General features: G+C 34.1%; 16 protein-coding genes and 1 pseudogene. 9 read left to right on the top strand and 8 right to left on the bottom strand.

What is annotated here, in order from left to right; translation table 11 throughout:
• Positions 1 to 43: 43 nt before the first annotated feature.
• From AAGD99_RS03385 to AAGD99_RS03375, 3 genes are all read right to left on the bottom strand, one after another.
• Positions 44 to 1,957: an ATP-dependent helicase gene (locus AAGD99_RS03385; RefSeq protein WP_341822597.1), complete on the bottom strand. Its 1,914-nt coding sequence runs from the start codon at positions 1,955 to 1,957 to the stop codon at positions 44 to 46.
• A 122-nt stretch (positions 1,958 to 2,079) separates the two neighbouring features.
• Positions 2,080 to 2,421, bottom strand: a complete 342-nt coding sequence (locus AAGD99_RS03380; protein ID WP_341822596.1) for a hypothetical protein — start codon at positions 2,419 to 2,421, stop codon at positions 2,080 to 2,082.
• A gap of 35 nt (positions 2,422 to 2,456) precedes the next feature.
• Positions 2,457 to 2,579, bottom strand: coding sequence for a hypothetical protein (locus AAGD99_RS03375; RefSeq protein ID WP_341822595.1), 123 nt, complete (start codon positions 2,577 to 2,579; stop codon positions 2,457 to 2,459).
• A gap of 255 nt (positions 2,580 to 2,834) precedes the next feature.
• On the opposite strand from AAGD99_RS03375, the gene AAGD99_RS03370 reads away from it, so the two are divergent.
• The 9 genes from AAGD99_RS03370 (at position 2,835) to ccmE (ending at position 10,447) form a co-directional block, all read left to right on the top strand.
• The gene (locus AAGD99_RS03370; RefSeq protein ID WP_341822594.1) at positions 2,835 to 3,578 is read left to right on the top strand and encodes a hypothetical protein; all 744 of its coding nucleotides are present in this window, start codon (positions 2,835 to 2,837) and stop codon (positions 3,576 to 3,578) included.
• 73 nt (positions 3,579 to 3,651) lie between these two features.
• Positions 3,652 to 4,239: an NADH-quinone oxidoreductase subunit J gene (locus AAGD99_RS03365; RefSeq protein ID WP_253309432.1), complete on the top strand. Its 588-nt coding sequence runs from the start codon at positions 3,652 to 3,654 to the stop codon at positions 4,237 to 4,239.
• Positions 4,230 to 4,538 carry an NADH-quinone oxidoreductase subunit NuoK gene (gene nuoK / locus AAGD99_RS03360; protein ID WP_019236815.1) on the top strand — a complete coding sequence of 103 codons (309 nt, stop codon included), beginning with the start codon at positions 4,230 to 4,232 and terminating at the stop codon, positions 4,536 to 4,538. Before AAGD99_RS03365 ends, nuoK begins: the two co-directional genes overlap by 10 nt.
• A gap of 4 nt (positions 4,539 to 4,542) precedes the next feature.
• The gene (nuoL, locus tag AAGD99_RS03355; protein WP_341822593.1) at positions 4,543 to 6,390 is read left to right on the top strand and encodes an NADH-quinone oxidoreductase subunit L; all 1,848 of its coding nucleotides are present in this window, start codon (positions 4,543 to 4,545) and stop codon (positions 6,388 to 6,390) included.
• Positions 6,391 to 6,393: 3 nt separating this feature from the next.
• Positions 6,394 to 7,836, top strand: a complete 1,443-nt coding sequence (locus tag AAGD99_RS03350; RefSeq protein WP_253309434.1) for a NuoM family protein — start codon at positions 6,394 to 6,396, stop codon at positions 7,834 to 7,836.
• On the top strand, positions 7,833 to 9,197 hold the full coding sequence (locus AAGD99_RS03345; protein WP_341822592.1) for an NADH-quinone oxidoreductase subunit N: 1,365 nt from the start codon (positions 7,833 to 7,835) through the stop codon (positions 9,195 to 9,197). The genes AAGD99_RS03350 and AAGD99_RS03345 overlap by 4 nt, the downstream gene beginning before the upstream one ends.
• A 17-nt stretch (positions 9,198 to 9,214) precedes the next feature.
• A complete protein-coding gene (locus AAGD99_RS03340) occupies positions 9,215 to 9,937 on the top strand; it encodes a biotin--[acetyl-CoA-carboxylase] ligase (protein ID WP_341822591.1) in 723 nt (240 codons plus the stop codon).
• On the top strand, positions 9,934 to 10,071 hold the full coding sequence (locus AAGD99_RS03335) for a hypothetical protein (protein WP_167482792.1): 138 nt from the start codon (positions 9,934 to 9,936) through the stop codon (positions 10,069 to 10,071). The genes AAGD99_RS03340 and AAGD99_RS03335 overlap by 4 nt, the downstream gene beginning before the upstream one ends.
• Entirely contained in the window at positions 10,055 to 10,447 is a 393-nt protein-coding gene (ccmE, locus tag AAGD99_RS03330; protein WP_341822590.1) for a cytochrome c maturation protein CcmE, read from the top strand. Before AAGD99_RS03335 ends, ccmE begins: the two co-directional genes overlap by 17 nt.
• Before the next feature lie 74 nt (positions 10,448 to 10,521).
• On the opposite strand, the gene AAGD99_RS03325 is transcribed toward ccmE, so the two are convergent.
• From AAGD99_RS03325 to AAGD99_RS03305, 5 genes and pseudogenes are all read right to left on the bottom strand, one after another.
• The gene (locus tag AAGD99_RS03325; protein ID WP_341822589.1) at positions 10,522 to 11,013 is read right to left on the bottom strand and encodes a hypothetical protein; all 492 of its coding nucleotides are present in this window, start codon (positions 11,011 to 11,013) and stop codon (positions 10,522 to 10,524) included.
• Positions 11,014 to 11,054: 41 nt separating this feature from the next.
• Positions 11,055 to 11,489 (bottom strand): annotated as a pseudogene (locus AAGD99_RS03320) (magnesium transporter MgtE N-terminal domain-containing protein); the annotation flags it as partial.
• Between the two features lie 9 nt (positions 11,490 to 11,498).
• A protein-coding gene (locus AAGD99_RS03315; protein WP_341822277.1) for an IS630 family transposase occupies positions 11,499 to 12,513 on the bottom strand; the annotation gives its coding sequence in 2 pieces (ribosomal slippage) (positions 11,499 to 12,047 and positions 12,049 to 12,513; 1,014 coding nt in all).
• Positions 12,514 to 12,566: 53 nt separating this feature from the next.
• Positions 12,567 to 12,794 carry a hypothetical protein gene (locus AAGD99_RS03310; RefSeq protein ID WP_341822587.1) on the bottom strand — a complete coding sequence of 76 codons (228 nt, stop codon included), beginning with the start codon at positions 12,792 to 12,794 and terminating at the stop codon, positions 12,567 to 12,569.
• Between the two features lie 215 nt (positions 12,795 to 13,009).
• The gene (locus tag AAGD99_RS03305; RefSeq protein WP_341822586.1) at positions 13,010 to 13,432 is read right to left on the bottom strand and encodes a hypothetical protein; all 423 of its coding nucleotides are present in this window, start codon (positions 13,430 to 13,432) and stop codon (positions 13,010 to 13,012) included.
• Positions 13,433 to 13,510: the final 78 nt, after the last annotated feature.

Raw genomic sequence — 13,510 nt, 5'->3', positions numbered from 1 at the left:
AGTAATTCAGATTTGTAAGATATGTTTATCTGCAGTTATAGCTTCAACAGTAGGCGTTACTCTTGATTACCTCAACATTTTCTCTTGGCAATTCTTTAATGAACCGAGAAGTGCGCATCGGTTGCCACTGGTTGTTAATTTCCCTCCTATCTGCACATGAAATGATTAACCTTTCCTTTGCCCTGGTTATGCCAACATATGCAAGTCTCCTTTCTTCTTCTAAAGCTTTACCACTTTTATCTTCAAAAGATCTTTGATGAGGAAATAATCCCTCTTCCCAACCAGGTAGAAACACGCACGGGAATTCAAGTCCTTTGGCTGCATGAAGAGTCATAACATATACGGTGTCATCGTTATTCATATTATCCACTTCCATCACTAGACTTATATGCTCCAAGAAAGTTGTGGCATTATCGAAATTTTTTAAAGATGAGATGAGCTCCTTGACATTTTCTATTCGTGCTAAGCCTGTTACCTCCTCATTTTCAAGCATTTCAATATACCCTGATTGGTTTGCTACGATTTTAACGAATTCATGCAGTGGTTTTACGCTTACTATTTCTTCCCAAGCTTTAATTTTATTTAAAAAATCATTTAGTGAGAGTTTAATTCTTTCGGTTACTTGATTACTATTAACTAATATTTTTGCTGCCTCAAAAAAAGAAATTTTATTATCCTGAGCAGTCGTGTATATTTTCTTTAGAGTTGTAGCTCCTATGCTTCTTTTTGGCCGGTTTACGATCCTTTCAAAAGCTAAGTCATCGTTATTGTTTGTAACAAGTCTTAAATATGCAATTATATCTCTGACTTCCTGACGTTCGTAGAATTTTACGCCACTTATAATCTTATAGGGGATTGAATATTTTATAAAATACTCTTCGAGAACTCTAGTTTGAAAAGTGGCCCTTACCAGCACTGCAATGTCACTAAATCTGTATTTATTGAGCTTTAATATCTGTTCGCTTATGAACCTTGCTTCAGCTTTTCCGTCCCATAATTTTATTAGATTTACCTTTTCCCCTTCAATGTTTGTTGTCCACAATTTTTTTTCTAGCCGAGTTTTATTGTGATTGATAACATATGACGCAGTTGCAAGTATGTGAGATGTTGATCTATAGTTACACTCTAGTTTGACAGTTTTTGCATTTTTAAAATCATCAGAAAATTTTAAAATGTTTTCAACTTCTGCACCACGCCAACTATATATTGACTGATCGTCATCTCCCACACAGCAAATATTTGAGTGCTTTTTTGCAAGGTATTTTAGCCAAAGATATTGTATTGCATTTGTATCTTGATACTCATCTACCATGACATACTTAAACTTGTTTTGGTAGTAGGACAGAACTTCGGTCTTTTGATTAAAGAGTTGTATGTTATATAGCAATAAGTCACCAAAATCGACAGAGTTAAGGAATTTTAACCTTTCCTGATACTGGTGATAGACTTTGAGTGCAGTTACGTACACTGGCCTAAATGATTGAACGTCTTCCACTTCAGATGGCAGTAAACACTTCTCTTTCCATTGCTGAATAATATTCATAATGGTCTTACATTTTTCTGATAGGTAATCAGGGCTGATTTCATTCATGATGTTTTTTATTACCTGTAATTGATCATCCACACCAATAATTGTAAAATTGGAATTTAGCCCCACAACTTCAGCATGATGACGTAAAATTTTTGCTGCAATTGCATGGAAAGTGCCAAGCCATGGTATGTTTGTGCCTGTTAGCTCAAGTACCCTTGATACCATCTCATTTGCTGCTTTATTTGTAAATGTAACTGCTAATATTTCATCAGGATAAGCGTGACCGTTTCTAATTATGTGCGCTATTCTTGAAGTGATCGTTCTTGTTTTTCCGGTTCCGGCTCCTGCCAATATTAAAACCGGTCCATCTATGTTAGTTACAGCTAATTGTTGTTCTGGATTTAGCAGTGAGAGATAATCGTTCATTTGCAGCTCTATAGATTATAACTTCGTAAAGTTAAACCTATGATCGAAATATTGTAAAGGTTTTATTGAATAGAACAGTTAAAGAATGCTTCACTCAAGTACTTTAAACGTAGGTTTTGCATCTATTTTGTTTTAGTAGTTTCAGGTGTATGTCGAGTAACAACAACTTGATTTGAGGTATTGGCACCAGGACTTCTGCTTGTTGGGTGGATAGGTGGAGTTTGGAATGGCTTATATGTACGGTTTAGTTCCTCCACTTCTCTTCTTCCAATTATCTCTTTGACTTTAATAGGAGATTCTTCTTGCGGGATATAGTGGTTATGCGTTGCAGGTCGTTCAGTGAGGTTTTCATATGTTTCTTTCAACCAAGTTCCGATATTATACACAAATCCATACGCTTTTTCTTTAAATTCTCTCCATGATCTATCTAAACTGGCTAGTGTGTTATTGAAGTAAATTGTCATATAGTCTCTTGTGGTGTATTGATAACTTTCTCCATCTAATTTGTTACTTTGTGTGTTATACCAATTCTCAATAATAATGAGACAAATGAAAAAGAGTGCTTTCCGCCTATAACTGGAGGTTTAAGTGAATTTATCGTATATTCTATTTGTCTTCCCAATAACGAAGTTTGGTATTACAAGTGTTATTGCTTTGAAAATAACCAAATATGTTATACATTTTGAGCTGCCATTAATTACTAACATACATATATTATACGTTAATAAATTAAAATTGTCAAGAATTTTACTACTTGCACTCTGTAAAGTTTTTGTTGTGTACTTTGAACTTTAAGAAAAATGGACGCCTAAATTTGACAATTGTGAAAATATTAGTTAAAATTATTGTATGTTAAGTATAGTAAATAGGAGAAAATATGCCTACTAACTCTGATGACCAAGGAAAAATATCGCTTGAAGAATTGGAAAGTGCTGTTGTGGACATGTTGCTGTGTAGATACGAACATAAATTAAAAAGATATGAATCAGGACGAGGTGTTGCAGAGTTATCTAAAAAAAATACCGATATCATAGATAAGTATATTGAATGTGTAGGGAAACCTTCTGAGCAATTTATTGAAACAATTAATGAAACAGAAATCCGCTATTTGCTAATACTTGATGAGCTTACCCCTGATACTATTGAAAAATATGTCAATGAAGGTAAGATAGACATATTAGGAGGGTATATAAAATCTATTGGGAGCTATGTAGAATATATTTCGAAGATTTTGGAGAAATGTGGTAGTTCAGATGGTACGGAGATTGGTAGACGTTTACTTGCAAGAAAACTTGAACGGATAGAAGAAGCTTCAAAACCACAAACAGAAGTGAAGATCAAGACAAGTATCTATAAAACTTATTGTGCTTTAGGTAGTGGTGCGGTGATAGGAGCAGCTATAGCATACCTCGCAGGAGCTGCTGCTTTAACTCCTGTTGTTGCTGTTGCAGTATTTATTGCAGCCACTGTTGTTGGTGCACTGGTGGGTTATGGTATTGGAAAGTTTTGCGAGAAAGTAAGTGAAGAGAAGCAAAATGATCCTGATATGAGTATGTGTACTGCAATTAAGAATGTACTTACTCCCGAATGTTTAAAATCACAATCGCAAGTTCATCCATAAGGTAGGCATTTAATATTGACTTTACTACGATAGTCACTTTAAATTAGTAATTGTTGTTGCAGTTAAAGTATCGATGCCTTTTTTCTTTTATTTTTTCGCAATTCTTAGCATTTTATCTGCTGTTTGTGTAATTAGTGTAAGAAATCCTGTGCATGCAGTATTATTTTTAATTTTCACCTTCGTTAATTCTGCAGTTCTTTTTATTCTCCTTGGAGCTGAATTCATTGCTATGATGGTGCTGATAGTATACATCGGTGCGGTTGCAGTGTTATTCCTTTTTGTAGTTATGATGCTCGATATTGACTACATAAGGTTGCGCCAGGGTTTTGCGAAGCATTTCACTCCTGGTGCTATATTATGTGTTGTGTTTTTTCTGATTATCAGTTTTGTAATCCGCAGCTCAACGCTGAATATAAGTAATGTTATAAACTATAATGCCAATAACGTGAAAGCTATCGGTAATTTGCTCTACACTGACTACATGTACGCTTTTCATCTTTCTGGTATTCTGCTGCTTGTTGCAATTGTCGGTGCAATTGCTCTTACTTTGCAGGACAAGAAAAAAGGAGTTAAAAAACAGAATGTATTAAAGCAATTGACACAATCTTCATCTGTAAAATTGGTTAAGGCTAAATTTGGAAAAGGAGTAGAATGGAAATAGGATTAAATCATTTTTTGATAGTTGCTGCTATTTTGTTCACTATTGGGGTGTGCGGTATTTTCATTAACCGTAAGAGCATAATCAATATATTATTATCAATAGAAATATTATTGCTGGCGATTAATATCAATTTAGTTGCTTTTTCTGCCTTTATGAATGATATAGTTGGGCAAATTTTTGTGATGTTTGTGTTGACTGTTGCGGCAGCAGAGTCAGGAGTTGGGCTTGCAATATTGGTTGTATATTATAGAAGTCGTGGCAATATAGATGTTGAACAAGCGAACTTAATGAAAGAATGAAAGTATGATGGATATACTGAAATTAATAGTATTTTTGCCACTCTTTGGTTCGCTATTTGCAGCACTTTTTAGAAAAAGTCAGTTAGTTACAACGGCAGGGATTGGAATATCTGCAGTTTTATCTTGGTATGTTTTTCTCACCTTCTCTGAAAATTATCACTTGAGTTTATTTCCTCTATTTTCATTAAGTGTATTAAAAGTAAATTGGGCAATTAGTGTGGATGCTCTCTCATCCTTAATGCTTATTGTTATTACCACCGTTTCACTAGTAGTCCACCTCTATTCTATCGGTTATATGGAGCATGACAAAGGGAAGTCGAGGTTTTTTTCTTACCTATCGCTATTTACGTTTTGCATGATTGTGCTGGTTGTAAGCGATAATTTCGTGCAGCTTTTTTTTGGCTGGGAAGGGGTTGGCCTATGTTCTTATTTACTCATAGGATTTTGGTTCCAAAAATATTCTGCAAATAATGCAGCAATTAAAGCATTTGTTGTGAATAGGGTAGGAGACTTTGCACTATTGATTGGGATCTTTCTCATTTATTATACATTTCACTCTTTGAAATTTACTGAAGTTTTTGACACAGCTGATCTTCTTGGCGCACAGAACATTAGGGCATTCTGCTGTGAATTTAAAATAATTCATATAATATGCATATTACTTTTTATTGGCTGTATGGGTAAATCTGCACAGCTTGGTTTACATGTTTGGTTGCCAGATGCAATGGAAGGGCCAACCCCTGTTTCTGCACTCATTCACGCAGCAACGATGGTAACAGCAGGTATATTTTTAGTAGCAAAATGTTCTCCATTGTTTGAGCTATCAAATGTGGCACGAGAATTAATAGTTATTGTTGGGGCACTTACTGCTTTTTTTGCAGCTACGGTTGCGATTACTCAGAACGATATAAAGAAAATAATTGCTTATTCAACCTGCAGTCAACTTGGTTATATGTTCATGGCATGTGGGCTTTCTGCTTACAATGTTGCTATTTTTCATTTAATGACACACGCTTTTTTTAAAGCTCTACTATTTCTTGGTGCTGGCAATGTGATTCATGCAATGCATCATGAGCAAAACATTCAGAAAATGGGAAATTGCTGGAAGAAAATCCCTTGCACTTACACTCTCATGTGGATTGGGTCTCTTGCGCTTTCTGGAATATTTCCATTTGCAGGTTTTTACTCAAAGGATTTGATAATTGAACATGCTTATAGCACGGATAGCTTTGCTTTTGTAATAAGCTTAGTTGTTGCATTCTTCACAGCGTTTTACTCTTGGAGGTTATTGCTTCTTGTGTTCCATAGCCAAAAACAAAGTAAAATTAATATACATGAAGCACCGAAGATTATGCTTATACCATTACTGATACTTGCTTTTGGATCGGTATTTTCTGGAGTGTGGGGAGCAAATATTTTGAACATAACTAGTAATGCGTTTTGGAAATCAAGTTTAGTGATGATTGATGAGCATGGAGTTCATAATTTCTTTATAAAACTACTGCCAACCTTAGCAAGCCTAAGTGGAATAGCACTTGCGTACCTAATTTACCAATATCAAGTAATTAGGCAAATTAAGAGTAAATTTTTACTTAAGTTTTTGCAGAATAAATGGTACTTTGATGAGGTGTATGAGTTTGTTATAATTGCACCGATAAGATTTATGTCTAGGCTTCTATGGAAGTTTGATGTTAAGGCTATTGATTCATTTGGGCCAAATGGTGTTGTAAGGTTGGTTAATGAATGTTCAAAAAGTTCTATAAAGTTACAAACTGGTTATATATTTGATTATGCATTTATTATGTTTGTTACTTTAATAATCGGTGCTTTATATATTATTGGAATTAAATAGAAGGTGTTGTTACTTAGTATATTCTTGCTTCCACTGATAGGAGCGTTGATTTTATCCTCGATCAGGATTAATCATCAATCTATACACCTAAGATTCCTTGCCCTATTTTTTGCTGTACTTCCATTTTTGCTTAGCATTGTAGCTTGTATAGAATTTGATTATAACAATGCGGACTTTCAGTTTGTCAGCTATCCAGTAAGAGATATTGGAATAGGGGTGGATGGAATATCGTTGCTTTTCCTTCTACTTACGACCTTCTTGTTTGTTATTTGTATGCTCTATAATTGCAAAATGAGTTATACGACCCTAAAAGCCTATATGGCATTATTTCTACTGCTTGAGAGTTTTGTAGTCGGTTTTTTCGTTTCACTGAATGCTATAAGCTTTTATGTGTTTTTTGAAGCTGTCTTAATACCAATGTTCTTTATTATTGGCATTTGGGGAGGGAAGCAAAGGATATATGCGACGTTTAAGTTATTTCTTTATACATTAACTGGCTCATTATTATTTCTACTTGGGTTGGTATACATCTATAGTGTTTTTGGAACGTTTAGTATACAAAAATTAGCTACATTAGTGCCAAGCCTTGATCTTGAAGTGCAGTCATTGCTGTGGATTGCATTTTTTATTTCTTTTGCAATAAAAGTACCTATGTTTCCATTTCACACTTGGCTTCCTGATGCGCATGTGCAATCACCAACTTCTGGATCTGTGATTTTAGCTGGCTTGCTTATTAAAATGGGGGGATATGGATTTTTAAGGTTTTCTATTCCAATGCTTCCTCAGGCAAGTTTGTATTTTTCAAATTTCGTTGTTGTGCTGAGCATTATTGCGGTGATATATGCTTCTCTAGTTGCGTTTGCTCAAGATGATATAAAGAAGTTAATAGCTTATTCTTCAATAGCACATATGGGGATCGTTACCGCTGGCCTCTTTTCATTTTGTGAGGAAGGAGTACTGGGTAGCATATTTCAAATGATTAGTCATGGCCTTATTTCTGCTGCTTTATTTTTGTGTGTTGGAATGCTATATACTCGAACTGGAACTTTGGAGATTGCAAAGTACTTTGGCATAGTAAACACAATGCCAAAATTTGGTTTTATGTTCATTTTATTTTCAATGGCTTCAATAGGGCTACCTGGAACATCTGGATTCATAGGTGAGTTTTTGGCTATGGTTGGAATGTTTAAGAGCATAGGGTTTTTTACAGGATTTATCGCACTTGGCACTATTTTAAGCGCAGTTTATATGCTGAATTTATGTAAGCAAATAATATGGGGGGTTAGCTATTCTAAATTATTAAATAACCGCTTGGATAGCATAGAATTTTCTGTCTTAATTTTGCTTGCAGTGTTTGTTATTTTGCTTGGATTCTACCCAACCCTTGCACTGAATTATTTGAAGCCATGTATGGCAAATTTGTTAGTCAAATATAATGCGCTATGAATTATATACAGATATTGCCGGAAACGTTCTCTATTATCTCCTCGTTAGTGTTGCTACTGCTTGGAATTATATTTAACCGCCGAACTATCAACTTATTAGCACTTGGCTGCACAGTGGTAACTTTGATTATTTTAATTATTTCGGCAGAAAACAATGAAATTTTTCTCTTTAATTCGTTGTTAAAACTCAATTTATACATCAGGTCAGCCCAAGGGTTAATTCTCAGCACAGGAATTTTAATACTTTTGATGCTGAATTTATCAAAATATGACTATAAATATGAATTTTCAATACTGATTCTTTTTGCGCTATTTGGCATGATAACTTTGGTTTCAGCAAATAGTCTGATTTCTTTTTATTTAGCTTTTGAGTTGATGAGTATATCTTTGTATGTTCTTGCGAGCTTTAATAAAGATTCAGCTTATTCATGTGAAGCAGGAGTGAAATATTTTACACTTAGTGCACTATCTTCCTGCATTATGCTATATGGAATGTCGCTGCTTTATGGATATACAGGACAAGTCAATTTCTCTGAGCTCGGTTCATTCTTGCAAAACCATCAGATAACTTATGGAACAGTTTTTGGGTTAGTTTTTATCCTTATTGGTTTGTGTTTCAAGCTTGCTATTGCTCCTTTTCATATGTGGGCTCCAGATGTCTATCAAGGTGCACCTACCATAGTAACTGCGTTTTTTTCTACGGCCCCAAAAGCTGCACTTGTAACATTTTTAATTCGATTGATGAATGAAGAGTTAGTAAATGTAAAAAGTTATGTTCAGCCTATCTTCTTATACGTTTCAGCATTGTCTGTGCTTATCTCAGCTTTTGGGGCCTTGCGTCAGCAAAACTTAAAAAGGCTGCTTGCTTACAGTTCAATTGGTCACATTGGTTTTATATTTGCTTCACTTTCTATTTTTACACAAGCAGGAACAGATAGTGCCTTAATGTATCTGGTGATATATATCATCACAAGCATAGGGCTATTCTCATATCTCGTACAAATTGACGATGACGATTGTGATATTGCAAATTTATCTGGTATAGGAAAAAAGCAACCAATTTTAGCATTCCATCTTTCTATACTATTACTCTCGATGTCGGGAATACCTCCACTTGCAGGTTTTATCGCTAAATTTTTTATATTCAAAAGTTTAATAAATTCTGGCTTTATCAGCCTGTCTTTGGTCCTTGTAATAGCGAGTGTGATATCATGCTACTATTATTTAAATATCATGAAAGTTATGTATTTTGATAAAGCTAGTGGTAATAAGGTTGCTTATTCTAAGGGTCTATTCATTATCACTTCAGTGGCTTCACTGATCAACCTCGTTCTTTTCTTGTACGTTTTACTCACTCATTGAACTAAAGGGCTGACAAGGTGATCCCTAAGGGCTTTCATATTCATCATTACAAAGAAGTTTCAAGCACTAACGAAGAAGCGTTAGATTTAATTGATAAAGGAATATCAAATGAAACTGTCATTATTGCTGATAAACAAACAGAAGGTAGGGGACGCACTGGAAAAAGCTGGATTTCTCCAGAGGGTAATCTCTATGCGAGTTTGATAATTAACCAAGAAACGGATGTCAGCAAATTGACAGAATTGACTTTTGTTACTGCTCTTGCTGTTGGCAACACGTTACTATCATTTATAAGTGACAGTAACGTTCAAAATAAATGGCCAAATGACATTCTAATCGATGGCAAGAAAATAAGTGGAATATTGCTTGAAAAAAGATCCAATTCGAATTGGCTCATTATAGGAATTGGAATTAATGTCAATCATGCACCACTTCCAGGAACAACGTGCATTAGCAATTACGGTGAATCTGTGTCTAACATGGATCTGTTAAAGGAATTAATAATAAATTTTAATAAGCTAAGAAAGCAATGGCTATTTGATGGGTTTTATGCTATAAGAGAAATGTGGTTAAAAAAAGCATTCAAAATGAATGAGCAAATCAGTGTAAAGTTAGCTGACAAATTGTATGAAGGAATTTTTGCTGATATAGATAAAAGTGGTAAATTGGTGTTGCAGCAAAAGGATGGAAGCTTAATTTATTTTGATGCAGGTGAGTTATTTATTGATAATGCATTATGAATACATATGTAATTTTTGCTTACCTTATTAGTTTTACGTTGATTACCGGAGAACTGATTTTTACCATTTCTTGCTATATTAAAAGTAAAAAAATTCTAGAAAGCCTAAAAGATAATAATGAAGAAGAAACATAAGCGTTTACTTATAACTTCAGGTATTTTCTTCTTTTTAAACTGTGCAGTCTTTTTTATTCTAACAACGCTCAAAGAAAATATCTCATTTTTCTATACAGTAAGTGAGGCAATAGTTTTACCAAACAATCAAAAGCCAATCCGTGTTGGTGGAATGGTTGTTGAAAATAGTGTGATACGGAGCGAAAGCGAAGTGATTTTTCAAATGACAGATTTTAATAAGAGCGTTATGGTGAAATATCAGGGAATACTTCCACCAATGTTTTCAGAAAAAAGTGGTGTTGTTGTGCAAGGTAAAATGTTTGATAATAGTACTTTTCTTGCAGATACAGTGTTTGCAAAACATGATGAGAACTATATGCCGAAAGTTTTAAAATAGATTTCCTAACTCAGCTATATTAAAATAGCATATGGAGAAGGTAACAGCCTGATATCAGGCTATTACCTTTTTTATTAAAGCAATCCGTTCTCTTCACCAGTAGCATGAGGTAATATGGGAGCTTCTGCAGTGCCTGGCTGATCATCACGCAATTCCTGCAACTCATCTCGAAGAGTTCGAAGTTGACTTTCTATTCCAGTTGTATTTCTCCCTATATTTGATATAGTTGTTGACAGTGGGTTCACTATGCCATCTGTAATTTGACTGCTTAAACTTGTGTTATACTTATCAATACTGTCTATCAAGCCATCATAAACCTTTTTAAGGTATGTTATACCTACGTTTGTTGGCTTCATTTGCTCTACAGGTATTTTGTCCAGTGGCTGATTTATATCAAAATCTAACTTCTTAGTATCAGCATTTTTGTCTTTATTATCAATTTTTATTGAATCTATATTTGGTTTTACAAAATCTGTTTTTTTAAAACTCGGGCCCTTAAGTTCTATTAATTTCTCTTGGTCTGAAATCTTTTCATTAAAATATAATTCTACATTGTTTTTACTCATAATAAGTTACCTACTATAAAAAAATTGATTTTCATAAATTGCTACCATACAAGTAGCATTGAATCGTTATTGTTTTCTACTATTGTAAAATCTGGAGCTTCTGCAATGCCTGGCATATCGTCCTTGATTTGCTTGAGCATCTCAATCATTTCCTCGTTCTGTTTACTCTGCTCGTCAAGTTTCCCTTTTAATGCATCAATAATAGCTTTAGACTGATCTTGATTGCTGAGATCACCAATCACAGCTGTCACTTTCTCATAAGGCAGCTTGTGAATGATGTCTTTAAGCTCTTCTGCACCTACGTTATCCAAAAGTTCTTTAAACTGCTCATTAGACATATTGCGAGCAAAAGCTTGAAGTTTGTCTGGGTTATCAACTAAAGACTTAATGATAATCTGAATCTTATTAGGATCAGTTAAATCTCGAGCTACTATTGCAAGTTTCTTGTGGTCTAGCTTATTAATTAAATCATGTAATACCAAATCTCATAAATAAGTAGGCAAATAACTCACAGAACAAATGGTTTTGATCGAACTTTCCGTAATATTACGAATGAATGCACATACAGTATCCTCCAATAAACTAACAGAGTCATATATTCTATTTTTAATGAGATTGTCTTTCAAATATTGCCATAAACGCTCTACTGGATTTAACTCTGGTGAATATGGAGGTAAATAGATTAAGGTAATATTTTGTGGTATTTTTAAACCTTTGGATCTATGCCATCCTGCACAATCCACAACAAGAAATGCCTCCCTTGTTCCTAAATATTGTGACATCTGCTCAAGGAATATATTCATACAATCAGTATTGACGTTTGGTACGAATAAGCTAGAACTCTCTCCATTTCTAGGATTAACTGCACTATAGAGATAAAAGTTTTGCCTACCTAATTTTACCTTAACCTGTGTCCTAATGCCTTTTTTAAACCACCCGTGTCCAATCTTTGAATGTGTGCCAAACCGCAACTCATCGAAGAAAAATAGCTCTTTTTCGGGATACGTGACAATAGTTTCATTAAGATTTTTTTTTAAACTCTTCTTGTTTATTTTTATCCTGTTTATTGTGCACAGGCCTTGGAGTAATATACGAAAAACCTAACTTTTGCATCAGTCTATGTGCTGTAGACTTACTTACCTCAATAGAAAACATTTTCTCAATTATGATTTTTAATTTCTTAGCCGTTAGGTTGGCTCCTTCTTCTGCTATGACATTTTTAATTTCTTCTTGCTGCTTGTAGCTCAACTTCGGCTTTACTCCACGTCCTGGTTGTATTTTAAACGCATTGACTCCTCCTTCCTTAAATCTTGTAATCCACTTCATCAATGTAGTTCTAGTAATTCGGTATATTTGAGCAACTTTTGTTATTCCATATTCTTTTGCAGATATTATTGCCTGTAATCTTCTTCCTATCTCTCCTCTTATGCCGTGCTTCTTTAATTCCAGGTTACACTTATTATATAATTCTTCTCCTATTGCTTTACTTTTTCCTGCCATAACTCCCCACTAATTCTTAAATTATTCTATTTTAGAAATTTTTCTTTATTCGTCTATTTATTTTTAGGAATTGGTATAACTATCTCGCCTACATTTAAAGCATCCAGTCTCTGATTTCCTATTTTGAATTGACGTTCTAGATCGTTAGCATATATAGGAAATTTACTTTTATAGTCATCTTCCAATGCTTTTACCTTTCGTACGTGAGATGCTAATTCATCATTCTTGCCTGTCAAAATATCATAGAATGTAACATTATTACCAATCTTTTCTTTTTTCATTTTTTCTACTTCATCTAGACACCTATCCCAATATTCCGACTCTTCTTTTAAACAAGAACTGAGTTCTTCATCAGAAAAAAAGCTTTCATGATTGTATTGTATAAAAATTTTTGGCTTCTCTGCTCGGGAACCTTTTAACTTAATTTCATGTGCTATTAGAGGCTTTGTTACCTCTTTACGAACCCTGTCATGGCCATCTACCCAACGAACTGAACCTAGGGGGCCCCACGTAAAGCAGTTTCGACCTGTACGTTGATATCAGCTCCTTTATCTAATAGAGTTCGTAATATTTTTGGATTCCTGTTTACAGCAGCCATATCCAGCAAGCTTTCTTTTGAAGAACAGTACATATGTTGTATAATAAATTTATAATTTATATTAAAGTTATCCATTTTCCACAATTTATATACAATAGATGTATCTCGTAATTTTTCCTTTATTTTATCGATTACATTATGCTCACTTAAGCTATTGTCAATTTCTATCGCATTAAATATTCTTTCCCAATCATCAGTATTCACAACTTCTACCGCATTAAATCTTCTATCCAACAAGCTTCTTTCCAACAAGCTTCTTTCCATATCATCAACAAATCTTCTTGCCAAATCATTAGAAGCTCTACTATCTCCAGTGTTCATAATTTCTCTAAAGTAATATAATTTAATCATTGCATATTTTATGTAAAAAATCAAATACACAAAGTCTTATTAGTAATG

Source organism: Wolbachia endosymbiont (group A) of Clivina fossor (assembly GCF_964026865.1).
In the GTDB taxonomy this organism is placed as follows: domain Bacteria; phylum Pseudomonadota; class Alphaproteobacteria; order Rickettsiales; family Anaplasmataceae; genus Wolbachia.
This window is presented reverse-complemented; position numbering and strand designations above follow the sequence as displayed.